Source organism: Actinomyces lilanjuaniae (genome assembly GCF_003606385.1).
Taxonomy (GTDB): Bacteria; Actinomycetota; Actinomycetes; order Actinomycetales; family Actinomycetaceae; genus Actinomyces; species Actinomyces lilanjuaniae.
In genome coordinates, this window is the sequence record NZ_CP032514.1 from 1,589,241 (window position 1) to 1,613,684 (window position 24,444).

The 24,444-nt window shown below is 67.5% G+C and carries 15 protein-coding genes, 4 tRNA genes and 4 pseudogenes; 9 read left to right on the forward strand and 14 right to left on the reverse strand.

The genetic code is table 11. The features are described 5' to 3' along the window. Window positions 1-53 precede the first annotated feature (53 nt). The 11 genes and pseudogenes from secG to uvrC form a co-directional block, all read right to left on the reverse strand. Window positions 54-296, reverse strand: coding sequence for a preprotein translocase subunit SecG (secG, locus tag D5R93_RS06805; RefSeq protein WP_119835082.1), 243 nt, complete (start codon window positions 294-296; stop codon window positions 54-56). Window positions 297-477: 181 nt separating this feature from the next. Continuing rightward, window positions 478-1,256 (reverse strand): annotated as a pseudogene (gene tpiA, locus D5R93_RS06810) (triose-phosphate isomerase). Window positions 1,257-1,330: 74 nt separating this feature from the next. Then, a pseudogene (locus D5R93_RS06815) lies at window positions 1,331-2,523 on the reverse strand (phosphoglycerate kinase). 138 nt (window positions 2,524-2,661) lie between these two features. Then, window positions 2,662-3,666 (reverse strand): type I glyceraldehyde-3-phosphate dehydrogenase, encoded by a 1,005-nt coding sequence (gene gap, locus D5R93_RS06820; RefSeq protein ID WP_120204477.1) that lies wholly within the window; start codon window positions 3,664-3,666, stop codon window positions 2,662-2,664. A 290-nt stretch (window positions 3,667-3,956) separates the two neighbouring features. Beyond that, window positions 3,957-4,937, reverse strand: coding sequence for a DNA-binding protein WhiA (whiA, locus tag D5R93_RS06825; protein WP_119835086.1), 981 nt, complete (start codon window positions 4,935-4,937; stop codon window positions 3,957-3,959). 205 nt (window positions 4,938-5,142) lie between these two features. Next, window positions 5,143-6,186, reverse strand: coding sequence for a gluconeogenesis factor YvcK family protein (locus D5R93_RS06830; protein WP_119835087.1), 1,044 nt, complete (start codon window positions 6,184-6,186; stop codon window positions 5,143-5,145). 7 nt (window positions 6,187-6,193) lie between these two features. After that, window positions 6,194-7,168 (reverse strand): RNase adapter RapZ, encoded by a 975-nt coding sequence (gene rapZ / locus D5R93_RS06835; protein ID WP_119835088.1) that lies wholly within the window; start codon window positions 7,166-7,168, stop codon window positions 6,194-6,196. Window positions 7,169-7,480: 312 nt separating this feature from the next. Continuing rightward, a pseudogene (locus tag D5R93_RS06840) lies at window positions 7,481-8,945 on the reverse strand (family 1 glycosylhydrolase). 102 nt (window positions 8,946-9,047) lie between these two features. Further along, on the reverse strand, window positions 9,048-10,958 hold the full coding sequence (locus tag D5R93_RS06845; RefSeq protein WP_120204479.1) for a beta-glucoside-specific PTS transporter subunit IIABC: 1,911 nt from the start codon (window positions 10,956-10,958) through the stop codon (window positions 9,048-9,050). A 268-nt stretch (window positions 10,959-11,226) separates the two neighbouring features. Next, window positions 11,227-12,108: a PRD domain-containing protein gene (locus D5R93_RS06850; RefSeq protein WP_120205882.1), complete on the reverse strand. Its 882-nt coding sequence runs from the start codon at window positions 12,106-12,108 to the stop codon at window positions 11,227-11,229. Window positions 12,109-12,149: 41 nt separating this feature from the next. Next, window positions 12,150-14,506: pseudogene (uvrC, locus tag D5R93_RS06855) on the reverse strand (excinuclease ABC subunit UvrC). A 108-nt stretch (window positions 14,507-14,614) separates the two neighbouring features. Here uvrC and D5R93_RS06860 point away from each other — a divergent pair. The 6 genes from D5R93_RS06860 to D5R93_RS06885 all read left to right on the forward strand — a co-directional run bounded on the left by D5R93_RS06860 (window position 14,615) and on the right by D5R93_RS06885 (window position 20,707). Further along, the gene (locus D5R93_RS06860) at window positions 14,615-15,517 is read left to right on the forward strand and encodes a LysR family transcriptional regulator (RefSeq protein ID WP_120204481.1); all 903 of its coding nucleotides are present in this window, start codon (window positions 14,615-14,617) and stop codon (window positions 15,515-15,517) included. A gap of 210 nt (window positions 15,518-15,727) precedes the next feature. After that, entirely contained in the window at window positions 15,728-16,768 is a 1,041-nt protein-coding gene (locus tag D5R93_RS06865) for an alcohol dehydrogenase catalytic domain-containing protein (protein WP_162933865.1), read from the forward strand. A 180-nt stretch (window positions 16,769-16,948) separates the two neighbouring features. Further along, window positions 16,949-18,436 carry an amino acid adenylation domain-containing protein gene (locus tag D5R93_RS06870; RefSeq protein WP_120204486.1) on the forward strand — a complete coding sequence of 496 codons (1,488 nt, stop codon included), beginning with the start codon at window positions 16,949-16,951 and terminating at the stop codon, window positions 18,434-18,436. A gap of 72 nt (window positions 18,437-18,508) precedes the next feature. Next, window positions 18,509-19,003: a GNAT family N-acetyltransferase gene (locus tag D5R93_RS06875; protein ID WP_120204488.1), complete on the forward strand. Its 495-nt coding sequence runs from the start codon at window positions 18,509-18,511 to the stop codon at window positions 19,001-19,003. A gap of 58 nt (window positions 19,004-19,061) precedes the next feature. After that, window positions 19,062-19,757, forward strand: a complete 696-nt coding sequence (locus D5R93_RS06880) for an alpha/beta hydrolase-fold protein (RefSeq protein ID WP_120205884.1) — start codon at window positions 19,062-19,064, stop codon at window positions 19,755-19,757. A gap of 95 nt (window positions 19,758-19,852) precedes the next feature. Further along, window positions 19,853-20,707 (forward strand): Cof-type HAD-IIB family hydrolase, encoded by an 855-nt coding sequence (locus tag D5R93_RS06885; RefSeq protein WP_120204490.1) that lies wholly within the window; start codon window positions 19,853-19,855, stop codon window positions 20,705-20,707. A gap of 126 nt (window positions 20,708-20,833) precedes the next feature. Here the strand turns inward: D5R93_RS06885 and D5R93_RS06890 are convergent. The 3 genes from D5R93_RS06890 to D5R93_RS06900 all read right to left on the reverse strand — a co-directional run bounded on the left by D5R93_RS06890 (window position 20,834) and on the right by D5R93_RS06900 (window position 21,090). After that, window positions 20,834-20,908: transfer RNA gene (locus tag D5R93_RS06890), tRNA-Val, on the reverse strand. 1 nt (window position 20,909) lies between these two features. Beyond that, a tRNA-Cys gene (locus tag D5R93_RS06895) sits at window positions 20,910-20,980 on the reverse strand. A gap of 37 nt (window positions 20,981-21,017) precedes the next feature. Further along, window positions 21,018-21,090: transfer RNA gene (locus D5R93_RS06900), tRNA-Gly, on the reverse strand. A gap of 202 nt (window positions 21,091-21,292) precedes the next feature. Between D5R93_RS06900 and D5R93_RS06905 the strand changes: the two genes are divergently transcribed. From D5R93_RS06905 to D5R93_RS06915, 3 genes are all read left to right on the forward strand, one after another. Continuing rightward, a tRNA-Val gene (locus tag D5R93_RS06905) sits at window positions 21,293-21,368 on the forward strand. Between the two features lie 152 nt (window positions 21,369-21,520). Further along, window positions 21,521-23,671, forward strand: coding sequence for a CRISPR-associated helicase Cas3' (gene cas3 / locus D5R93_RS06910; protein ID WP_162933866.1), 2,151 nt, complete (start codon window positions 21,521-21,523; stop codon window positions 23,669-23,671). A gap of 357 nt (window positions 23,672-24,028) precedes the next feature. Beyond that, window positions 24,029-24,406, forward strand: a complete 378-nt coding sequence (locus D5R93_RS06915; RefSeq protein ID WP_120204494.1) for a M23 family metallopeptidase — start codon at window positions 24,029-24,031, stop codon at window positions 24,404-24,406. Window positions 24,407-24,444: the final 38 nt, after the last annotated feature.

Consider the following 24,444-nt stretch of genomic DNA (forward strand, 5'->3'; position numbering starts at 1 on the left):
TGTCGCCACGCGGGTCGCTGCCGGTAGCCCGGGTGCCCGTGGCCTGCCCAGCCTCAGGAGAACCTGGTAATGAGGCCAAGACCCACGATCGTCAGTGCCCAGGTCAGTGCCACGGCCACCGTGATCCGGTTGAGGTTGCGCTCAGCCACGCCGGAGGAGCCTGCGGAGGAGGAGATCCCACCGCCGAACATGTCCGACAGGCCGCCTCCCTTCCCCTTGTGCAGGAGGATGGACATAATGAGGAAGAAGCTCGAGAGCACGAGCAGCACCTGGAGAATGACACGCAGCGCGTCCATACCGTGTTCCCCTACGTTCCCTTCGTCATGGGGGCCGTAGGCCCCGCGGTCCTGTCTGTGCCGAAGCCTACCCGCCATCGGGGACCACTGGAGGCAACCGGGTGTGAGGTGGCGCTGGCCGTCTGCTCTGGCCGACACGTCGTGTCGGCCAGAGCAGACGGCCAGGCACCTGAGGAGGCTGTCAGGCGTAGAAGTGAGCCATAGCGGCAAAGGAGTCCGCCTTGAGGGAGGCACCTCCCACAAGAGCGCCGTCAATGTCCTCCTGGGCCATGAGCTCCTTGATGTTGTCCGGCTTGGCGGAGCCGCCGTACAGGATCCGGGTGGCCTCCGCTGTCGCGTCACCGTAGTCGGCACGCAGTGCCTGGCGGATCGCGCCGCAGACCTCCTGGGCATCCTGGGCGGTCGCGGTCTCACCGGTGCCAATGGCCCAGATGGGCTCGTAGGCGATGACGATCCTGGCGACGTCCTCGGCGCTCCACCCCTCCAGGGCGGCACGAATCTGCCCCAGGACAAAGTCCACGTGCGTGCCCGCCTTGCGTACCGCCAGGGCCTCGCCGCAGCACAGGATCGGAGTCATGTCGGCGTCAAGCACCTTGCGGGCCTTGGCACCGACGAGCTGGTCGGACTCTCCGTGGTACTCACGGCGCTCAGAGTGACCCATGACCACGTAGGACACCCCGAGCCTGGAGAGCATGGAGGTGGAGATCTCACCGGTGTAGGCACCGTTGTCGTGGGTGGAGACGTCCTGGGCCCCGTACCTGATCGCCAGGCTGTCGGCCTCGACCACGGTCTGGACGGAGCGCAGATCGGTGAACGGGGGATGACGACGACCTCGCACCTGTCGTAGTCGTGGTCGCGGTCCTTCAGCTCCATGTCCAGGCCCTGGACCAAGTGGTTGGCCTCCAGGTGGTCCAGGTTCATCTTCCAGTTGCCCGCCATAAGAGGAGTGCGGTTGCTCATTGTGACACCTTCAGTCGTGTTGAGTTACGTAGCTGTGTGCTGTGTGGGACGAGGACGGCTCGGCAGAGGCTCAGTCAGTCCTCCAGGACGGCGATGCCGGGCAGAGTCTTGCCCTCCAGGAGCTCCAGGGAGGCACCACCACCTGTGGAGATATGGGAGAAGGCGGACTCGTCGAAGCCCAGGGTGCGCACCGCGGCCGCGGAGTCACCCCCACCGATGACCGAGAACGCCTCGGAGTCACTGATGGCCTGGGCCACTGCCTTGGTGCCCTCGGCGAAGGCCTCGAGCTCGAACACGCCCATAGGACCGTTCCACACCACGGTGCTGGAGGAGGCGATGGCCTCGGCGAACCGGGCACGTGTCTGCGGACCGATATCCAGGCCCATCTGGTCGGCCGGGATGGCCTCGGAGGCGACAACGCTAGCGGGCGCGTCGGCGGCGAGCTCAGGGGCGACCACGGTGTCAACAGGCAGCAGCAGCTCGACGCCACGCTCGCCCGCGGTGTCGATGTAGCCCTTGACCGTGTCGATCTGGTCCTTCTCCAGCAGGGAGGTGCCCACCCCGTAGCCCTGTGCGGCCAGGAACGTGTAGGCCATACCACCGCCAATGACCAGGCGGTCCGCCTTACCCAGGAGGTTGGCGATGACACCGAGCTTGTCGGAGACCTTGGACCCGCCAGGACCACGGTGTAGGGGCGTCTGGGGTCGTTGACGGCCCTTCCCAGGGCCTCGATCTCCTTGACCACCAGCAGGCCCGCGGCTGAGGGCAGGATCTTGGCGACGTCGTAGACAGAGGCCTGCTTGCGGTGGACCACGCCGAAGCCGTCGGAGACGAACACGTCGGCCAGGGCCGCAAGCTGAGCGGCGAAGGCCTCACGTTCCGCGTCGTCCTTGGAGGTCTCGGCGGCGCTGAAGCGCACGTTCTCCAGCAGGACGATCTCACCGTCGCCCAGGGCCTCCACAGCCGCCTTGGCGGAGGGGCCCACGGTGTCCTCAGCAAGAGTCACCGTTGTGCCGGTGACCTCGGCCAGGCGGGTCGCCACGGGTGCCAGGGAGAAGTCAGGGTTGACCTGTCCCTTGGGGCGTCCCAGGTGGGCGGCGACGACAACCTTCGCCCCCGCGTCGAGCAGTCGGCGCAGGGTCGGCAGGGCTGCCTGGATCCTGCCGTCGTCAGTGATGTTCTTGTCGGCGTCCAGCGGGACGTTGAAGTCGGAGCGAACCAGGACCCGCCTGCCCGCAAGGTCACCCAGGGACTCGATGGTCTTCATAGGAAGCTGACACCTCTCATCAGTCGGTCATTTGCCGGAATTTTCTGGAAGAAACGGGACTGCGCCCGTGCACGCGAGGGGTGCGCGTGCACGGGCGCAGTCAGTGGAGCATCGTGGTCGTACTCGCGGCGAGCGCTGTCAGAGGCGCTCGGCGACGTACTCGGTGAGGTCCACCAGGCGGTTGGAGTAGCCCCACTCGTTGTCGTACCAGGACAGGACCTTGACCAGGTTGCCGATCACCTTGGTCTCGTTGGCGTCGAAGATCGAGGAGTGGGGGTCGCCCACGATGTCAGCGGAGACGATCGGGTCCTCGGTGTAGGCCAGGATGCCCTTGAGCTCGCCCTCGGCAGCCTCCTTGACCGCAGCCTTGACCGCGTCCACGGAGACCTCCTTCTCGGCCTGGAAGGTCAGGTCGGTCAGGGAGCCGGTCGGAGTAGGGACGCGTACGGCCAGGCCGTCGAACTTGCCCTGGAGCTCGGGGATGACCAGGGCGACTGCCTGGGCGGCACCGGTCTTGGTGGGGATCATGGACAGGGCGGCGGCGCGGGCGCGGCGCAGGTCGCCATGGGGGGCGTCCAGCAGGCGCTGGTCACCGGTGTAAGAGTGCACCGTGGTCATGATTCCCTGGACGATCCCGAACTTGTCGTTGAGGACCTTGGCCAGGGGGGCGAGGCAGTTGGTGGTGCAGGAGGCGTTGGACACGATGTTCATCGTGGCCGAGTCGTAGGAGGCCTCGTTGACGCCCATGACAAACGTGCCGTCGACGTTCTTCGCGGGCGCGGAGATGACCACCTTCTTGGCACCGCCGTCGATGTGGGCCTTGGCCTTCTCACCGTCGGTGAAGAAGCCGGTGGACTCCACGACGACCTCGACGCCGAGGTCGCCCCAGGGGAGGTCGGCGGGGTTGCGCTCGGCAAGCACCTTGATGTGCGCGCCGTTGACGGTGATGCCCTCCTCGTCGTAGGAGACCTCGCCGTTGAAGCGACCGAGGATGGAGTCGTACTTCAGCAGGTGGGCCAGGGTCTTGTTGTCCGTGAGGTCGTTGACTGCGACGACCTCAAGGTCCGCTCCCTGCTCCAGGGCGGCGCGGAAGAAGTTGCGGCCGATGCGGCCGAAGCCGTTGATACCAACTCGGGTAGTCACTTTTTGCGTCCTCCTAGTGCGCCCGCAGACGCACGGTTTCTGGGGTCGTTCGCACACCGGAGTGTGCCCCGGGCTCCACGTACCTCCTCACAGAAGGAGACCCGTCGCACCCGGCAGCACAGAGTCTATCCACACCCCTACCGCGCTGGCGAGCCTCCCACCGGCACTAGGAACGCCACGGGCGAACAGGCACAAGGGCGGCAGCCTGCGGCAACCAGGCCGTGACCTGCACCGACCGCGGTCGTGGGACCAGAGTCCCTCCCAGGACCCGGCCAGGCCCCGCAGGCAGCTCAGGGATCCAGCATGTCCTGGGTCAGGACCGACTCGGTGTCGGGCACCCCCAGGTCGTGGGCGCGCTTGTCGGCCATCGCCAGCAGACGACGGATTCGGCCGGCCACCGCGTCCTTGGTCAGCTGCGGGTCGGAGAGGTGCCCTAGCTCCTCCAGCGAGGCCTGCTTGTGCTCCATGCGCAGCCTGCCAGCCTGAAGCAGGTGTGCCGGGACGTCGTCACCGAGGATCTCGAAGGCACGCTCCACACGGGCCCCGGAGGCGACAGCGGCCCGGGCAGAGCGCCGCAGGTTGGCGTCGTCAAAGTTGGCCAGACGGTTAGCGGTGCCTCGCGACTCCCTGCGCGAGCGTCTCTCGGACCAGGTCCTGTTGGCCTCCGGGGCACCCATCCGGTCCAGGATGATGCCGATCGACTCCCCGTCACGTACGACCACCCGGTCGGCGCCACGCACCTCACGGGCCTTGGCTACCACGTCGAAGCGGCGGGCCGCCCCCACCAGGGCCAGCGCCGCCTCTGAGCCGGGGCAGGTGACCTCCAGGGAGGAGGAGCGACCGGGCTCGGTCAACGACCCCCGGGCGAGGAAGGCTCCCCGCCACGCTGCCGCAGCGGCGTTGCGCCCGCCCTGGACCACGGCCACCGGCATCCCGCGCACCGGGCGGCCGTGCTCGTCCACCAGGCCGGACAGGCGGGCCAGGTCCTTGCCCCGGTCCGCTACACGCAGCAGGTAGCGCGAGCCCCGGTGCAGCGACCCTCCCTGGACCACGAGGACCTCCGCGTCCATACCGAAGAGCTCCCTGAGGTAGCGGTGGAGCCGACGCACCGTGGCGCCGTGGTCGAGCTCTACCTCCACCACGAGGCGCTGGGAGACAATGTGCAGTCCTCCGGCGAAGCGCAGCATGGCCGACACCTCAGCGCGTTTCTGCGCCGTGTTCTCGGCGACGACGCCCGAGAGCTCGTCCTTGACGGTGACCGTCAGCGACATGAGAAGGCTCCTGACTGCTAGCGATAGGTTGTCACCCAGGTCCCCGGCGGCACGCAGGAACTGTCTAGGTACGTGCCTGCGCGCGCAGGGGACCCAGGTGCGACAACATATGACGGTTATGACGCGAGGTGCGAGAGGAGTATGAAGAAAGTTCTCTGGATCGGTTGCGGGTCCAGAGAAGATACTATGGAACTGGGCTGTGATACTACTCAGTACCGCCGCCCAGGAGGCTGGGCGTGCCGCCGCGATGCCAGTGAGCGGCGTCTCCCACGTCCCCGATGGCGCCCTCGAAGGCGTCACGAAAGGCCGCCGCCAGCCGGAGGGGGTCATGGTGGAGGCGCGCCTCCCCGGTACGCACCTGCCGCAGGACCAGGGTCGCCCCTAAGGAGGAGGCCACACGGGCCAGGTCGTCGATGTCCTCCACGGTCGAGGGGTCGGCCAGGACCACGTCAGCCCTCACCTCAGGGGCATAGTCCGCCAGGACACGCAGGTGGTCGGCACTGGTCATACCGTCGGTCTCCCCGCGCTGGGCGGAGAGGTTGAGAACGATGACCTTGCTGGCACGCGTGCTGGCCAGGGCCTGGCGCATCGAGGGCAGAATGAGGTGGGGCAGCACGGAGGTATACCAGGAGCCCGGCCCCAGGACCACCCAGTCGGCCTCGTCGATCGCCGCCAGCGCAGCAGGGTGGGCGTCAGCGTCCTGGGGGACGATGGAGACGTTCTCCATGCGCCCACGCGCCGAGGCCACAGCCACCTGCCCGGAGACTCGTTCCCGCCGGTCCCCGTTGACGATGTCCGCCTCGATCACCAGCGGGGAGGACGACATGGGAACTACTCTGCCGTTGATGGACAGCAGCCTGCCCACCCACTCCAGGCCGCCCACGTCGTCCCCGAGAAGCTGCCACAGCGCCAGGATGAGAAGGTTGCCCAGCGCGTGGTTGTCCAGCTCGCCCTGACCATGAAAACGGTGTTGGAGGACGTCACGCCACGTCAGGCCCCACTCGGAGTCGTCACACATGGAGGCCAGGGCCATGCGCAGGTCTCCGGGAGGCAGGCAGTCGAACTCCTGGCGCAGGCGGCCCGACGAGCCTCCGTCGTCGGCCACGGTCACCACCGCCGTCAGCCGGTGGGTCAGGTGGCGCAGCGCCCTCAGCGTGGCCGACAGCCCGTGCCCGCCCCCCAGGGCCACGACACCGGGACCCTCCTCACCACGTCGGGGCCACCCAGCCGTGTCGATCGTCGTGCCCATGGCGCCCTCACTCCCGTCCCAGGTCCCTGTGCTGGACGACGACCTCGAAGCCAGCCTGTCGCAGCCTGGATCCTATGCGCTCGGCAGAGGCCACCGAGCGGTGCTTCCCGCCGGTACAGCCTACTGCGATAGTGACGTGCGGCTTGAGCTCGTCAACATAGTGCGGCAGCGCCGGGGCCAGGAGGTCCGCGTAGCCGTCAACGAAGGGGGCGGCGCCGTCCTGGGCGAAGACGTAGTCGGCCACGGCCGCGTCACGCCCGGTAAGGTGGCGCAGCTCAGAGACCCAGAACGGGTTGGGGATGAAGCGCACGTCCACCACGTGGTCGGCGTCCAGAGGGAGGCCGTACTTGAAGCCGAAGGACATGACGTGGACGCGCAGGGCCAGGTCGGACTCCCGGGCCACGAGTTCGCGTACCCGCCTGGCCAGCTCGTGGACAGAGTAGCGTGAGGTATCGATGACGATGTCAGCCATGCCCTTGAGCCCGGCCAGGAGGGTACGCTCGTGCTCGATCCCCTCCAGCACAGAAGCGGTGCCCTGGAGGGGATGGGGGCGGCGCGAGGACTCGAAGCGCCTGACCAGCGCCGCGTCCGAGGCGTCCAGGAATATCAGCCGCACCTCCGTTCCCGCCCCACGCACCTGGCGCAGGTACTCCATGAAGTGGGCGAAGAACTCCCGGCTGCGCACGTCGACCACGGCAGCCAGCCGGTGGACCCCGGCGCCCACGGTGGTCATCATCCCGGCCAGGGCGGGCAGCAGCTGGGGCGGGAGATTGTCCACCACGTACCAGTCCAGGTCCTCCAGGGCGTCGGCCGCCCGGGAGCGGCCGGCACCTGACATCCCGGTGACGATGATCATCTCGGGACGTTCCGCAGGAGGCACCGGGGGCGCGGCGTCGTCGATAGCGGGGATCTCCACAGGAACCGTGTCCCTCAGCGGGTCGCGAGCGGGCTCGGCAGGCTGTGGGTGCTCCTGTTCACGCATGGCTCAAGCATGGCACGCCGGAAGGGCGGCTGGAGGACAACCCTCCGGCCGCGCCCCGGGACAGGGCCGGGCCGTGGCCGCGCACACGGGTGTCCCGCAGTTCCGAGGCGAGACCACCACCGTGGGCAGACGTGGCCTCGCACGCGCGCAGCCTCCGACGAGGGGCGCGGGCAGGCACGGTTCCTGTCCGCGCCCCTCGTCGGAGGCTGCGGTGCGACCGGTCGTGGCGGCCGACGACGTCCTCAGCCACTCGCTGTCAGCGTGTCAGTCTCAGCCCGTCGGTCTTGGCCCGTCGGTCTTGGCCCGTCGGTCTCAGTCGGTCGGCGGCGTCAGGTCGGCCCCGTTGGAGGCAATGACCCCCTTGTACCAGCCGAAGGACTTCTTGCGGTAGCGCTCCAGGGTGCCCTGGCCGTCGTCGTCGCGGTCCACGTAGATGAACCCGTAGCGCTTGGACAGCTGGGCGGTGGAGGCAGACACGCAGTCGATGCACCCCCAGGAGGTGTAGCCCATGACCTCGACCCCGTCAGCGAGGGCCTCACGAACCTGCACCAGGTGGTCGTTCATGTAGTTGATGCGGTAGTCGTCCTCGACGGTGGGCTGGCCGTCCTCCCCGGTGACCAGTTCGTCACGCGCCCCCAGTCCGTTCTCCACGATGAACAAAGGCTTGCCCCAGCGGTCCCAGTAGTCGTTGAGGATCGTGCGCAGCCCCCGGGGGTCGATGGCCCAGCCCCACTGGGAGACCTCCAGGGTAGGGTTGGTGACCCCGCCCATGAGGTTGCCGCCGCCTGCCTGGCGGTCCTGGGTGACCGTCTCGCAGGAGGACATGTAGTAGGAGAAGGAGACGAAGTCGACCGTGTGCTCGGCCAGGGTGCGCCGGTCCTCCTCGGTGATATCCAGCTCGATCCCCTTGTCCGCCAGCTTGCGCAGGAAGTAGCCCGGGTAGGCCCCGCGCACGTGGACGTCGCCGAAGGCGTAGTTGTCACGCTCGGCCTGCTTGGCCGCCCACACGTCGCGGGGATCGGGGTCAGCGGGTAGAAGGGGATCGCCAGGATCATGCAGCCGACCTTCAGGTCGGGGTTCACCTCGTGGGCGATGCGGGTCACTGAGGCGGAGGCCACCAGCTCGTGGTGGATCGCCTGGTAGAGGTCCTGCTCGCTGAGCTGGTCCTTGGGGGTGTTGATACCCCCGCCATAAACGGTTCGTGGAGGATGGCGTTGATCTCGTTGAAGGTCAGCCAGTACTTGACCCGGCTGCCGTAGCGCTCGAAGAGGGTCCGAGCGTAGCGCTCGAAGAACCCGATCACGCGCCGGTCGGCCCAGCCGTTGTAGGCCCTGGCCAGGTGCAGCGGCGTCTCGTAGTGGCTGATGGTGATCAGGGGCTCGATACCGTACTTCTCCAGCTCGTCGAGCACCCGGTCGTAGAAGGCCAGCCCCTCCTCGTTGGGCTCGGTCTCGTCCCCGCTGGGGAAGATCCTGGACCAGGCGACAGAGAAACGGAAGACCTTGAAGCCCATCTCCGCCAGGAGGGCAATGTCCTCCTTGTAGCGGTGGTAGAAGTCGATGCCCTCCAGCTTGAGGTTGTCCGGGGTGGGCCCCTCGGTGCGGGGCCCGACGATGCCCTGGGGCATGACGTCCTGGACGCTGAGCCCCTTGCCGTCAGCGTCGTAGGCGCCCTCATACTGGTTGGCCGCCAGAGCGCCACCCCACAGGAAGCCGTCGGGGAACCGGGACGCAGTGCCCCGTGCGCCTGTCACTGTGTGTACCGCGGTGTCTGTCATGGTGTCCGTTGCCTTTCTTCTCTGTCTGCCTGCGCTTTTACGCAGTCTCTAGTGTCTCTGGCTGTCTGTGGCTGTCTCCGCACTGATGACTGTGCAGTGGTCTCACCGGCTCACGATGACGACGGGGTCCCCGGCACTCACCTCCTCCCCGACGGCAGAGGCGGTAACCTCCTTGTGCGCGGCCGTGTTGGTCACGAGCAGGGCTGTGACGGTGGAGTAGCCAGCAGCCTCGACCTTAGTGAGGTCGACACGGACCAGCTCCTGGCCCGCAACCACCCGCTGCCCCTTGCTGACCGATGTGGTGAAACCCTCACCCTTCATGTTGACGGTGTCGATGCCGATGTGGATGAGGACCTCGACGCCGTCATCGGTCCTGATGCCCACGGCATGCCCGGTGTCGGTGGTCGCTACCACCTCGCCGGCCACAGGTGCCACGACGGAGCCGTCGGCGGGGACGATCCCCGCGCCCTTGCCCATGACGCCGGAGGAGAAGACCGGGTCGGGGACGTCCTCCAGGGCGATGACCCGGCCGGGCACGGGAGCGGTGACGATGACGTCGACGTCGCCGGTGGTCTCGGCGGCATCCACGTCCAGGGCGCGCGGCGCGGCGGTGCCAGGTGCCTCGTCCCCGGTACCGGGCGCGGTACCGGCCTGCCCCGCGTCGTCACGGACCCCGAAGAAGTAGGTCAGTACGAAGGCCATGACGACAGCCACGACGACGCCGACGAGGAACAGCGGGACGTTGGGAGTCGCATCCATCCAGGCCGGCAGGCCGATGATGGAGGGGAAGACGCCCGCGGAGGTGGTCCTGGCTCCGGCCAGCGCACCAATGGCCCCGCCCACGGCGCCGCCGGCGATGCCGAAGTAGAGGGGCAGCCTGCGGGGCAGGTTGATGCCGTAGATGACCGGCTCGGTGACTCCGGCGAGGAAGCCGGAGACCGCGGCGGGGCCGGCGAGCTCGCGGGTCTTGGCGTCCCTGGAGCGCAGCATGACTGCCAGGCCGGCGGCGGCCTGGGCCAGGACGGGGGCCACGAGCGGACCGGTCATGACGGAGTAGCCGTTGGTGGTGATCTCCTGGGTCATGAGGGGGACGAAGCCCCAGTGCAGGCCGAAGATGACGAAGACCTGCCACAGGCCTCCCATGATGGCCCCTCCCAGGAGCGGCACGGTGGCAAAGAGCCACTGCACACCCCCGGCGATGCCGTCGGCCAGGTAGGTGGTGGCCGGGCCGATGGTGAGCAGGGTCAGCGGCACCATGATGAGGACGGTGAGCCACGGTGTCATGAAGTTGCGGAAGGCGCTGGGGATATAGCGCATGAAGAGCCTCTCCAGGTGGCTCTGCACCCACACGGCCACGATGATGGGGATGACCGAGCTGGTGTAGCTCATCATGACCAGCGGGATGCCGAAGAAGTCATGGGGGCCGCCCGCCTCGTTGAGCGCGATGATGCTGGGGTAGACCAGTGCCCCGGCGATCGCCATGGAGGTGAACTGGTTGGCTTTGAAGTGCCGGGCGGCCGTCACCGCCAGGACCATGGGCAGGAAGTTCATGAAGGCGTCGGAGGCGGCGTAGAGCACCGTGTAGGTGTCGGTGTCCTCCGCCAGCCACCCCAGGGTGGTGAACATGGTGAGGAAGGCCTTGAACAGGCCTGTACCCGCCAGGGTCCACAGCATGGGCGAGATGATCCCTGACACCAGGGAGATGAAGGCGTCCAGAGGGTTCTTCCGCTCCGCGGGGGCGTCCTCCTCCTCACCCATGGGGCCCAGGATCTTCATGAGCTCGGCGTAGGCCTGCGGGACGTCGTTGCCGATGACGACCTGGTACTGGCCCCCGGCCTGGACGACGGTGACCACGCCGCCGGTGGCCTTGACGGCCTCGGTGTCGGCCTTGGACTCGTCCTTGAGGACAAAGCGCAGGCGGGTAGCGCAGTGGGCCAGGCTACGGACGTTGTCCTGACCTCCCACCTTGGTAAGCAGGTCCGGCGCAAGCGCCGCGTAGTCGGTTTTGGCCATCACGATCCTCCTTGATCACGTTGACACGCTCAGGGAACAAAAAAGACCCGAGGTCCCCGCGGCGCACACAGCACCCAGGTTCCTCAGGTCTTGCCCCGTATCGGGTCACAATCCATCGGACCGTCCCTCGGTCCAGGACCATGTTATCCACATTGGGACCGCCATCGACAGTCGCCTCATATTGGTATAGACCACAGTTCTATGCTAGTTCTCTGGTCCTGCTACGGACTCTTGGGACTCTGTGTGGTTCTGTCGAGCCAGAGCGGCGTCAGTCCAGGACTGCTTCCGAGGTGTGCGAGCCAGCGCGCCGCGCCTGGGAGGCCGCGTCCTCCAGGCGGGCCACGTGGATGGTCAGGTAGGCCGTCTCATCAGCGGAGACAGGGTTGGCCAGGCGCAGCTCCAGCAGCTCGCGTATGCGCAGGGCTATCTGGTAGGCCCGCGGCCTGGTCTCGCGTAGCACTCGGGCAACTGCGTGCGCAGTGCCGTCAGCCACCTGCTCACCGGTGCGTACACGGGTCAGGAAGTAGCGAAGGTGGGCTGCCAGCCGTGCGGCGTCGATGGAGTCCGGGTCGAAGTCCTGGCCGTAGGCACGTGTGAGGACGTCGAAGATCTGGGCGATAAGGCGGGACTGCTGCCAGGCCCGTTCTGCGGAGGGGCTGCCCACCACGGCGTTGAAGAGGTGCAGGGCCAGGGCCGTCGCCTCGCCAGCAGGCAGCTGGACCTCCTGGACCGCGTTAAGCTCGTCAATCATCCGCTCGGCTAGGCGCAGCTCCTCGGGGTGGAGGTGGGCGACCTCGGCCCGTAGGGGGTAGTCCATGACCAGGCCCTGCCGCACCCGCTCCATGGCCTGGTTGACGTGGTCCACCACGGCGAGGACCGTGGAGGAGGGGGTCGGCGCCCCCAGCTCGCGCGTGGCACGGGAGAGGGCCTCCTCGATGAGCGTGATCCGCTCCAGGGGGATGTCGGCAATGACCTCACCCACGGAGCCCGCGTTGCGCGCCGGGACGAAACGACGAGCCACCCGGCTGGCATCGACCTCCTGGCCGGGCCGGGCCTGGAAGCCGACACCCCGTCCGGTGACCACCGTCTCACGGCCCAGCTCGTCACGTGCCAGCACGACGTTGTTGTTGAACACCCGCAGGATCCTCACGAGCAGAGTCTGCCCACAGGGCTGGCCCAGCACAAGCCCTCTCAGCCCCCGGGACTGCTGTCCTCCTGTTCCCCCTGGTCCCGGGACCCAGCGGTGGTGCTGGCCGTGAGGTGGGCAAGAACAGCCTGGGCCAGGGTCGGCCCGATCCCCTTGACCTGGGCGAGGCGCTCGGGTGTGGCCTGGCGGATCTGTGCCACGGAGCCGAGCTCACGCAGCAGAGCGGCCTGACGCGTCGGCCCCAGCCCCGGGACATCATCCAGCACCGAGCGGGTCATCCCCGCCGAGCGCCTCCTGCGGTGGTGGGTGATAGCGAAGCGGTGGGACTCATCGCGCAGGTGCTGGAGGAGGTACAGGGCGGCCGAGCCGCGCGGCAGCACCAGGGGAAACTCCTCCCCCGGGACCCAGACCTCCTCCAGGCGCTTGGCCAGGCCGACCAGGGGCACGTCCACACCGAGCTCGTCGAGCACCGCCCGGGCGGCGCTGACCTGGGGGAGGCCTCCGTCAACCACCACCAGGCCAGGGAGGTAGCTGAACCGCCGTGCCCGGCCCGTGGCCGGGTCGACAGGACCGGAGACCACGGGGACCCCCTCCTCGTCGACAGGAGCAACCACCTGCCCGCCCTGACCGTCGGGGACCAGGACACTCGGGATGGGCTCCTCACCCCTGGCACCCTCGACACTGTCTCCTGGCTCCCTCTCTGAGCCTCTACCTCCGGCCACGTCGTGCCCGGTCCCGGGCTCAGCACCGCGCTCCGCAAGAAGCCGCCTGAAGCGCCTGGTCAGTACCTCACCCATGGCGGCCGTGTCGTCCGCGGCCCCCTCACCGTTACTACCGCGCACAGTGAAGCGCCGGTAGTCGGACTTGCGGGGGCACCGTCCTCAAAGACCACCATGGAGCCCACCTGGTAGGTGCCCTGGGTGTGGGAGACGTCGTAGCACTCGATGCGCAGGGGCGCCTCAGGCAGGTCCAGGGCCTGAGCCAGCTCCTCCAGCGCCTGGGAGCGCTGGGTGAGGTCCCCCGCCCGCCTGGCCTTGTGCAGGCGCAGGGCCTCCTCGGCGTTCCTGCGCACGGTCTCCAGGAGGGAGGCCTTGTCACCACGGCGTGGGACTCGCAGGTCCACCCGACCTCCCCGCAGCTGAGAGAGCCACGCGGTCACTGCGCTGGCGCTGCCCGGCATGACCGGAACCAAGACCTCCCGGGGAACAGCCGTGGTCGCGGTGTGGGCGACGTCATCGACACTGGTGGCGGCAGCCTCACGGCGGCGCGAGGCGGACGACTGGAGGGGCGCGCGCAGCCTCGAGTCCTGCGACCTGGCACCCGTGAGACCCACGGAGGTTGTGAGCCCCGAGGCGGGTGGAGCCTCAGGGCCTCCGGTACCGCTACCAACGGTTTTCGTGTCTTCAGCGTCTTCAGGGGCTGCCGAGCTGCCGGGCTCCCCCAGGCGGTCGTCAGCGGGGTCCGGGAGCGCGGAGTAGACCTGCTGGAGGAGACGCTCCACCAGCTCGGAGTCCTCGGGACTGTCTGCCAGGTCCACGACCCAGCCCCTCTGGCCGCGCACCCGCCCCCCGCGTACGTGAAAGACCTGGACAGCGGCCTCCAGCTCGTCACGCACCAGGGCGAAGACGTCGGCGTCGGTGGCGTCGGGCAGCACGACGGCGTTGGTCTCGATGACCTTGCGCAGAGCGGCGGCGTCGTCCCGCAGGCGGGCTGCCTTCTCGAAGTCCAGGGCCGCAGCAGCCGCCCTCATCTGGGAGTCGACCTCACGTAGGTAGGGGCCGGTGCGTCCGGCCATGAAGGAGCAGAAGTCCTCGGCAAGCGCGCGGTGGTCCTGCTCGCTGACACGCCCCACGCAGGGAGCTGAGCACTTGTCGATGTAGCCCAGCAGGCACGGGCGCCCAGAGGCCTGGGCGCGGCGGAACACCCCCGCAGAGCAGGAGCGCACCGGGAAGACGCGCAGCAGCTGGTCCACGGTCTCACGGATGGACCACACCGCCACGAAGGGGCCGAAGTAGCGAGTCCCGCGCCTGCGGGCACCGCGCATGACCTGGACCCGGGGGAAGGTCTCCTGCATGGTAACGGCCAGGTAGGGGTAGGACTTGTCGTCCTTGTACATGACGTTGAAACGCGGGTTGAACTCCTTGATCCAGGAGTACTCCAGGGCCAGGGACTCTACCTCGGTGGACACCACCGTCCACTCCACGGCGCAAGCGGTGGTGACCATCGTCTGGGTGCGCGGGTGGAGAGCGGCGATGTCCTGGAAGTAGCTGGACAGGCGGGCACGCAGGTTCTTTGCCTTGCCCACGTAGATGACCCGGCCCTGCCCGTCGAGGAACCGGTAGACGCCCGGAGACGTGGGGACCTCGCCCGGGGCGGGTCGGTACGTCGAGGGGTCGGCCATGGCTCAAGACTACGACGTGCCACACCGCCGAGGACCACAGGGCTAAGATCCTGAGGCAGGGAGGCGCCCGCCGCTGGGCGGGCCGGTCGGAAGTGGAGGAGACAGGCCGTGGACGTGCGCCAGCTGGAGCTCTTTCTGGCCGTGGTCGAGGAGCAGACCTTCACCCAGGCTGCGCGGAGGAGCTTTGTCAGCCAGTCCGGTCTGTCGTCCTCCATCAGGGCGCTGGAGCGCGAGCTGGGCGCGACCTTGTTCGCCCGCAGCGCCTCCGGTGCCACCTTGACCGCTGCGGGCGAGGCCTTCCTCCCCCGCGCTCGCAGGATGCTTGCTGATGCCACTGCCGCCAAGCGTGAGCTGATGGGCCTAGGCTCGTCCCGCTCCCTGCGCCTGGGCTCTGAGCAGTGCCTGGGAGACCTGGTCAACCTGGCCGACGTCCTGACTGCCTTCGCCCCGCAGCAGGAGGGTATCGAGGTCTTCTTCCAGCAGGCTCCCTCAGACAGTCTCCTGCGCGACCTGCGCTCAGGCAGGCTTGACGCCGCCCTGATCGCCGGGCCTCCTGGTGAGTCCGGTGTCAGACTCATCCAGGACCTGGAGGTGACCGTCCTGCGGCAGGAGCCGTTTGTGCTTCTGGTCCCCCGAAGCCACCCCCTCGCCTCCGAGAGCTCGGTCGCGCTCGCGGCGCTGCGCCCCGAACGCCTTGTCGACTTCGCCCCGTCGTGGCCGGCCCGCAGCATCCTGGACCAGGCCCTGAGCGAGGCTGGTGTGTCCCGGCGCGCGACGGTGGAGGTGACGGACGTCCACATGCTGCTGTCACTCGTGGAGTACGGGTTCGGGGTCGCCGTCGTGCCCCAGTCCTTCTCCGCCAAGCCTGAGGCAGCCTCGTTGGTAGCGCTGCCGCTGACTGGCACCAGGCCCTGCTGGGAGACGGCCCTCGCCCTCAGCCCCCAGGCTGGGACCGCTGCAAGGGCCTTCGCCTCCATGTTTCTGGTTGACGTTCCTGGTCGGTGCTGCTGACACAGCCGAGCCGCTGGCACAGCGGGCGTCAACGGCCCGGTGGCAGCGGCACCGCAGCCCACAGAAGCCCTCAAGAGCCCTCAAGGTCTCACCGCCGCTGGAGGATACCAATGCCCCCGCCACCTGCGAGCCCTGCCAACGAAATCTTCCCTGGCCCCAGAAGAGTCTGCTGTTGGCTCCCCGGCAGTTATGGTCCGTAGCCTGGCAACCATGAGCTCTCATGCCTCCAACCCCGTTATGTACGCCCAGCAGCTGGATGCCCCTGCACCGATCGAACAGGCACCGTTGCGCTGGCGCCAGGCGCCCACCCCTCAGCCTGGGCCTGGCCAGCTCCTCATCAAGGTGGCCGCCTGCGGCGTGTGCCGCTCCAACCTCCACATGATCGAGGGTGACTGGGTGGGTAACGGTGTCCCCGCGCTCAGTCCTATCGTCCCCGGGCACGAGGTCACCGGCTACGTCGCCGAGCTCGGTACCGGTGTCGAGGGGTTCAGGCTCGGGGACAGGGTGGGGGTCCAGCCGCTGTGGTCCACCTGCGAGGAGTGTGAGTTCTGCACCACCGGCCGCGAGCAGCTGTGCCACGAGCGCAGAATTACTGGAGAGCACGTTGACGGAGGCTATGGCGAGCTCATGGTCGCCACCGCCCGGCACACCTACCATCTACCTGACACCCTGGACATAGTGGAGGCCGCACCCTTGTTCTGCCCCGGCATCACTGCCTTCGGCGCGGTGGACAAGCTCGACCTCGGCCCGGGTGACCGGGTTGCCGTCTTCGGCCCGGGCGGTGTGGGGCACATGGCGGTACAGTTCGCAGTCCTCACCGGTGCCGAGGTCACGGTTGTCGGGCGTAGCCCAGAGCACCTGGCCGTGGCCCGCGAGCTGGGTGCCACCCACACGGTTGAGGCCACCGACCCGCAAGCTCTTGCCCAGGTCGAGGACACCGCTGACGCGGTCCTTCTCTTTGCCCCTGCGGAGGCGGTCACTGCCCAGGCGCTGCGCACCCTGAAGTGGGGAGGCACGCTCGTCAGCGCGGTCCCACTCACGCTGCGCGGCTACCCGTTCGACCGCGCCCAGACACTGCGCACCTCCCTGCTGGGCAACCGGGCACAGATGGAGAACGTGCTGAGCCTTGCGGCTCAGGGCAAGGTACGCACCGTCGTCGAGCGCTTCGCCATGTCCCAGGCGCCACGGGCACTGGAGCTGCTCAAGGCTGGGCAGCTGCGCTCCCGAGCAGTCCTGGAGGCCGCTGGCTGAGCCAGCGGACGGGACCGGTTCCCTGTGTCTCTAAACCCACCCGAGCGGGGCACCCCGGTCCCGGCGGGGCGCTGTCGGCCGACAGGACCCGGCACCAACAATCACATGCCGACAACACCTTATGATACGCTACGTAGCGAGGCTTATAGGCCTTTCTGCAGTCGGCTCACGGGAACTAACATGGACAGCCAGACAATACACGAGACAATATACGACCACTTTGCCAAGCAGGTTGCCTCACAGCCAGACGCGTCGGCTATCATCACCCGGAAGAGGAACGTAACCTACGCCGAGCTCGACCGCATGGCGACCTCGATCGCAGCCATGCTGCCGAAGGACCCGCGCTTTGTTGGCATTGTCATGGACCACGGCCCGGCCATGATCGCGGCTATGCTCGCGGCGCTGAAGACGGGAGCAGCCTACGTCCCAGCAGAGCCCTCCTTCCCTGTAGAGCGCATCCACTTCATGCTCACCGAGGCGGACGTGGATGTCGTGGTGACCCAGCAGGAGTACGACAGCCTGTTTCGCCAGGCAGAACGTGTCTACGTCGAGCCGGCCTACTCCGGCACGTCGGCTCCAGCGCACACCACGAGCAGCGGCACCGCGGAGGACCTGGCCTACGTGCTGTACACCTCGGGCACCACGGGTGACCCCAAGGGCGTGTGCGTGGAGAACCGTAACGTACTGGGTTACGTCAAGGCGTTTGAGAACGAGATGAGGATCGGGCCGGGTGACGTGATGCTGCAGTACTCGGTCTGCTCCTTCGACATCTTCGTCGAGGAGGTGTTCTGCTCACTGCTCACCGGTGCCACGCTCGCCATCCCGTCCTCCGCCGAGCACGACGACCTCCAGGCGTTGCTCGACTTTGTTGACGAGATGGGCGTGACCATCGTTGACGGTTTCCCCTACCTTATCGCCGACATCAACGCCTCCGGGAGGACGCCAAAGAGCGTGCGGCTCTACGTCAGCGGCGGAGATGTGCTCAGGGCGAGCTACTGCGACCAGCTTGTCAGGAGCGCCGAGGTCTACAACACCTATGGTCCCTCGGAGACAACCTGCTGCGCCACGTACTACTGCGCCAGCGCCGGGCAGCCACGTGAGGACGACACCTACCCGATCGGCAAGGCCGTCCTGGGCTACCGTGTGCAGCTCCTTGACGACCTCCTGCGACCTGTCCCCCCGGGTCAGACAGGCGAGATATGCATTACGGGCGCAGGCGTGGCTCGCGGATACCTCACGGACCGCCCGGAGACGGGTAACTTCGTCGAGCAGGAAGACGGCTCACGTCTATACCGCACCGGAGACCTGGGTGTCGAGCTGGAGGACGGCCAGATTGCCTTCCTGCACCGCAAGGATTCGCAGGTCATGATCAAGGGGCAGCGGGTCGAGTGCGAGGAGGTGGAGAACGTGCTGTCGGCCGACGAGGCCGTCAACCGCGCGGTAGTACGTGCTCACATCGACGAGAACAGGCTCTCCTACCTGGTCGCCTACCTGACGCCGAGGCACCAGGACCAGGGCATCGTGCTCTCCCAGCTGCGCAAGCGCCTCGCGCGTCGGCTCGCCTCGTTCATGGTTCCCGAGTTCTTTGTCGTCATGAGCGAGATTCCCTTGAACAGCAACGGCAAGCCCGACGACGCCGCGCTGCCGGTAGTGCTGAAAGAAGGGTGATGGCGGGGCGGAGGCCGTGAAGATACCGTAAGACAGGCACCATGACACCACTACGAACAGGCGCTATGAGGTATGAGGATTGAGGTGGAGCAGGTCGGGCTCGCTCGCATTGACGAGCTGATAGCATGGCGTGTCGAGGTGCTTCGCGAGGTCTTTGGTAACGTCTCCGACGCAGACGTCTCCGCCCTTGAGCGCGCCAACCGGGCCTATTACGAGCAGGAGCTGACAGCCGGAAGGCACGTCGCCTGCCTGGCCAGACTGGACGGCGAGCCGGTCGGGTGCGGCGGTCTCTGCCTGCACAGGGAGATGCCCTCGCCTGATAACCCGAGCGGCCTGTGCGCCTACCTGATGAACGTGTACACGCGTCCGGCGTTCCAAGGCCACGGAGTAGGGGCCGCGGTCGTCAGCTGGCTAGTCCGTCAGGCACGTGCGCGGGACGCAGGCAAGGTGTACCTTGAGGCCTCCGACGCAGGCAGACGGCTCTACGAGCACGTCGGCTTCACCGATATGCCCAGTATGATGCACCTGACGCAGGGTGGCGACCTGCAGGGCAGCCCCTGCGAGTAATCACGTCAACCTGCAACCAGAGCCTGAGGACTGTGAGGACACTGTCATGGAGCGTGACATGAAGTATGTGAGACCGGATCTCGCAGTCTGCTACGAGGGCACGGTCGGCAGGACCGGCCCGGTCATCTACGTCATTGACATGAGCGGGCGCCCGTTCGAGATCGATGACCTGTGCGCGGGCCTCGCCGCCACTGTCGTGGCGATCCCGGTCGAGGAGTGGGATGACAGCCTCACCCCCTGGCCTGCACCGGGCCTGTACCCGGGAGACCCCGACTTTGCCGGGGACGCGGACAGGACCCTCAAGGAACTTCTTGACACGGCCCTTCCCGTTGTGGACGACCACTTTGGGCTGGTTCCTTCCCAGCGCGCCATCTGTGGCTACTCGCTGGCCGGGCTGTTCGCGATGTACGCCTTCGTGCACTCGGACACTTTTGCGGCGGCAGGCTGCCTGTCGGCCTCGGTGTGGTACGAGGGGTGGCTCGACCACCTGCGCTCGCTGCCGCTGGAGCTCTCGGGAAAGTTCGCCTTCCTGTCCATCGGCAGCCAGGAGCGTGAAGCCCCTGAGAAGATCCTGCACCGCGTGCAGGACAACATGGAGGCCTGTGCGGGGATCCTGCACCAGGCCGGCTGCGAGACCCGCTTCGAGGTGGGACCCGGCAACCACATGCAGTACGCCAGGGAGCGATTCATCGCTGGCCTGGGTGCCATCGACGCCTTCTTCCGGCAGGAGAGGAGCGCGCCACGTCCCTCCTGACGCTTTGCTTCTGTTGCACAGCAATGTAATTTGCGGCCATCTTTGCTACTTGTCTACCTGTGTTGCCCAGCGCACCCTCTACGTCAGGAGGCCTCATGAGCACTGGCGCTCCCCGCCTCCGCATCGTCCTGGTCGACGTCGACGGCACCCTGGTCACCTACGCCAACGAGCTGCCCTCCTCGGCGGTAGAGGCTATACGCCGCGCTCGCCGCCTGGGTCATCGCGTCTACCCTACGACGGGACGGTCACGGGCGGAGATGCCAGACTATCTCTGGGACATTGGCCTTGACGGGATGATCGGGGGCAACGGCTCCTACGTGGAGCACCAGGGGGAGGTGCTCCTGCACCAGCACCTCAGCCGCGAGGACTGCCAGGCCCTGGTGGCCTGGCTGTCAGGTCGGGGCCTGGAGCTCTACCTGGAGGCGAACTCGGGGCTCTTCCCCTCCCCCGGCTTTCGCGATGCCGCCCTGCCCGCCGTGCGCGCCTACGCCGCTGGCAGGGGCCACGCGGGCGCGGACTCAGTGACGGTGGAGGAAGTTTTCCCGAACTTTATCTACGACGCTGACCTAGTGCGTGACGACGTCAACAAGATCAGCTACCTGCTGTCCGGTCCTGAGGACCTGGAGGCTGCCCGCCAGGCCTTCCCCTGGCTCAGGCACGGTAGCTGGGGCGGGCGCGGGCACGACGCCCTCTTCGGTGACGTCGGCGTGGCCGGAGTCTCCAAGGCACACGCCGCTGACGTGCTCCTGGAGCACCTGAGCGCCAGTCTGGAGGACGCGATCGCCGTCGGTGACGCTACGGTGGACCTGGACATGATCGAGCACTGCGGGACCGGGGTGGCCATGGGTAACGCCAGCAGGGAGGTCAAGGCGGCTGCCAACCTGGTTACTGACGACGTCGAGGAGGACGGCCTCGCCAAGGCCTTTGACCGGTTGGGGCTGCTGGGCTGAGCGCTTGTGCCAGGACGGCAGGCACGGGCGATAGCCGGATGCCGTCCGCACGGGTCACCCACCAGCGGTAGGCGCGCCGTTGAATCGGCCGACCGTTCTTGGTTGTACCTTCCGGCCCGCCGAGTCTGGTGGGCGATACTGGGTTCGAACCAGTGACCTCTTCCGTGTCAGGGAAGCGCGCTACCGCTGCGCCAATCGCCCGAGGTGGGTACCGGATTCGAACCGGTGTCAACGGCTTTGCAGGCCGGTGCCTAACCTCTCGGCCAACCCACCGTGAGAGGCAGGGTGCTGGCCGCTCCCGGCTCCTCCGAGCGGATGACGGGACTCGAACCCGCGACCCTCACCTTGGCAAGGTGATGCTCTACCAACTGAGCCACATCCGCAGTTCCACCACCAGCGCGACAGACCTCCCCACTACATCTGCTGTGGGACATCCGATGCCCGCCACACCACTGGCTGCGGTGAAACCATAGCACCCGGGGTGTGGGCCGCAGCAAACCAGCAGCCGGTGATTCACCTCACCGAGACTGTGGGGGCACCGAGCTTGCCCTGGCGCCCCCGGCTGGCTATGGTTGTCGCCGCGCAGGGCGATTGGCTCAGGGGTTAGAGCGCCTCGTTCACACCGAGGAGGTCACTGGTTCGAATCCAGTATCGCCCACCAACGGAGCAGGATCCTTCCGTCAGTAGCCTGGGTACTGACAGGCCTTATTAATGTGTCGGGGCCACGGCTCGCTGACCCGGCCAGTCAGGGAATGGCTATTCATGTCAGTGGGTCGTGGAAGACTCCTCGGTGCCATCAACCGAAGGACTTCCATGTCTACTTCCCCAGCCAGCCACCCTGGTTCCCCTGCTACCACGTCCCCTCTGAGGACGTTGTCCCCCAGCGCCCGCTCCCTGTGGGCCAAGTCCGGGGACGAGACCGGGTGGCTCTGCCTGCCCCAGCACATGCTCGACTCGGCAGGCGTGGCCACCCGCCTGTGGGACCGCTGGGTCTCCTCCGCCCTACAAGACTCCTGCGCCCGGGCCTGTGGCCTGAGCACCAGGGACGCAGGCACCCTGATCTCCTGGCTCGCTGGCGCCCACGACATCGGCAAGGCGTGCAGAAAGTTCCAGAACCAGCTGGACAGCAGCCCGGAATATGCTGCCTTCGCCCAGCGGGTCCGTGAGGCGGGTCTGGATCCGCAGCCCTCTACTCTGGAGGAGTCCTCTCCGCTACCCCACTCCGTGGCCAGCCAGGTCATCCTTGACGGGTGGCTTGCTACACGGGGGCTGAACAAGAGAGTGGCACGGTCACTGTCCGCAGTGGCGGGGTGCCACCACGGGGTACCGCCGGGCTCCCACCTGGAGAAGACGGCCAGCGCGGTGCTCGACTCCTACGGCGAGTCCTGGCGCCAGGTGTGGGACGAGCTGCTGGCCTTCATCACCGAGTACACGCAGGCGGGGCCGGTCCTGGAGCGCCTGAACCGGCCCGTACCGGTTGCGGGACAGATGCTGGCGACCGGACTGGTCATCATGAGCGACTGGATCGCCTCCGACGCGGAGAACTTCCCTATGGAGGTCATCCCTGACCAGGAGTTGCGTGTGGAGCAAGGCTGTGCGGCAGTGGACCTCACCGCACCCTGGGAGCCGGAGCCACCAGACCTGAGCGACCTGGACGCCTTCCTGCGGCACCGATTCTCCTGGCCCGAGGACGCCTCGGCCCGTCCGTGCCAGCGGGTGGTCGCTCAGGCCTGCCAGGAGGCCGAGGGTCCGACACTGCTGATCCTGGAGGCGCCCACCGGCGAGGGCAAGACGGAGGCTGCGCTACTGGCCGCAGAGGTCCTGGGGTCCTCAGGCGCCCCGACTGGCGGCGTGCTGCTGGCCGCCCCGACCATGTCCACCTCGGACTCCCTGTTCCGCCGCACCCGGGAGTGGGCAGCCAGCTCCTCAGAGGACCTGGGGGAGGTGCTGTCCATGTTCCTGGGCCACTCCAGGAACGCGCTCAACGAGGACTACCAGCGCCTGCGCGCCGCCCAGGTCTACGACGAGACCGCCGACCACCATGAGGATACCGACCGCGGCCAGGTGGTGGCATCACAGTGGATGTCGGGACGCAAGAAGGGAGTCCTGTCCACAGTGGTGGTCTCCACCGTGGACCAGGTCCTGTTCATGGCCCTGCAGGCCAAGCACGCGATGCTGCGCCACCTGGGCCTGGCAGGAAAGGTTGTGGTCATCGACGAGGTGCACGCCTACGACGCCTACATGAACGTCTACCTGGCACGGGCCATCGAGTGGCTGGCAGAGTACGGCACCTCGGTGGTCCTGCTCTCCGCGACCCTGCCGGTGCAGATCAAGCGGACCCTGATGGAGGCCTACGCGCGCGGCCTGCACGCCCAGCGGCCGCTGGGGGAGCTCTCCAGCGCCTACCCACTGGTGACGGCGCTCAGTCGGCAGGGCTCACGGGAGCTGGAAGTACCGCCACGGCCTGCGGACATCGACGCTGCCGTGTCCACCATCGCCGACGACGTAGCCACCCTGGTGAGCAGGGTCCTGGAGAGCACTGAGAAGGGCGGATGCGTCCTGGTGCTGTGCAACACGGTAGCCCGTGCGCAGGACGCCTACACAGCCCTGCGCACGGAGATGGGCGAGGACGTCAGGCTGCTGCACGCACGCTTCGTCGCCGGGGACAGAGTGAGCCTGGAGAAGGAGCTGGTGGCTGAGATGGGACCTCGCGCCCACCATGGCTCAGGCCGACCAGCCCGCCGGGTGGTGGTAGCAACCCAGGTTGCCGAGCAGTCCTTGGATATCGACGTCGACCTGCTCATCACCGATATCGCGCCGATGGACCTCATCCTTCAGCGCCTGGGGCGCCTGCACCGGCATGCACGCCCTGAGGGGACAGGCCAGAGGGGCTGCGCCACCCCGGATGATCCTGCGGGGCCTGGTGGGAGCCGACCCGCAGACCGACGCTGCCACGCCGCTTAGCGGCTCCGAGGAACTCTTCGACCCTCATCGACAGCTGTCTACGACGAGGCGCTTCTCCTGGCCACCTACGCCACTCTGCTGGAGGGCCCCTGGGCGGCGGTGTCCTGACCCGCCCTGACGACGTCCCCCACCTGGTGCAGACCACCTACTCCCCCGCTCCCCCGATCCCTGCCGCGTGGGAGAAGGTATGGCAGGAGGCCGTGGTGGCGCGGGGCGGGACCGAGACCGTTCCGAGTCCCGAGCCTCCACCTTTGTCTTCCCCCGGCAGGCAGCGCGAGGCGACTCAGTGACCTCTTTACCGCCCAGGACCGGGACATCGCGGACTCAGCCCGCTCGGAGGCCTCGGGACTGGCCCAGGTGCGCGACTCCGACCCGACGATCGAGGCCGTCGTCATCGTTGACCGCCCGGGAGGCTACACGCCCCTACCGTGGCTGGTACGCGGTGGTGCGACGCGGACCCTGGTTGACGACCAGGATCCAGGGTGGACCACGGCTCGTGTGCTGGCGCGCTCAACGGTTCGCCTGCCCAGGTCACTGTGCCTGGGGCGAACTTTTGACACCACGATCGACGCCCTGGAGCGAGCCACACCCATCGGCTGGGCTGCTAACGGTCTGCTGCGCGGGCTGGTGGCGCTGCGGCTCGACAGCGAGCTGACCTGTGAGGTCTCGGAGCGCCGCCTGCGCTATGAGCGCGAGCTCGGCCTCCAGGAGACCCAAGAGCAAAGAGGAACTTGAGCAGGGACACATGTCACTGGTGCATGTTACGCTCGACA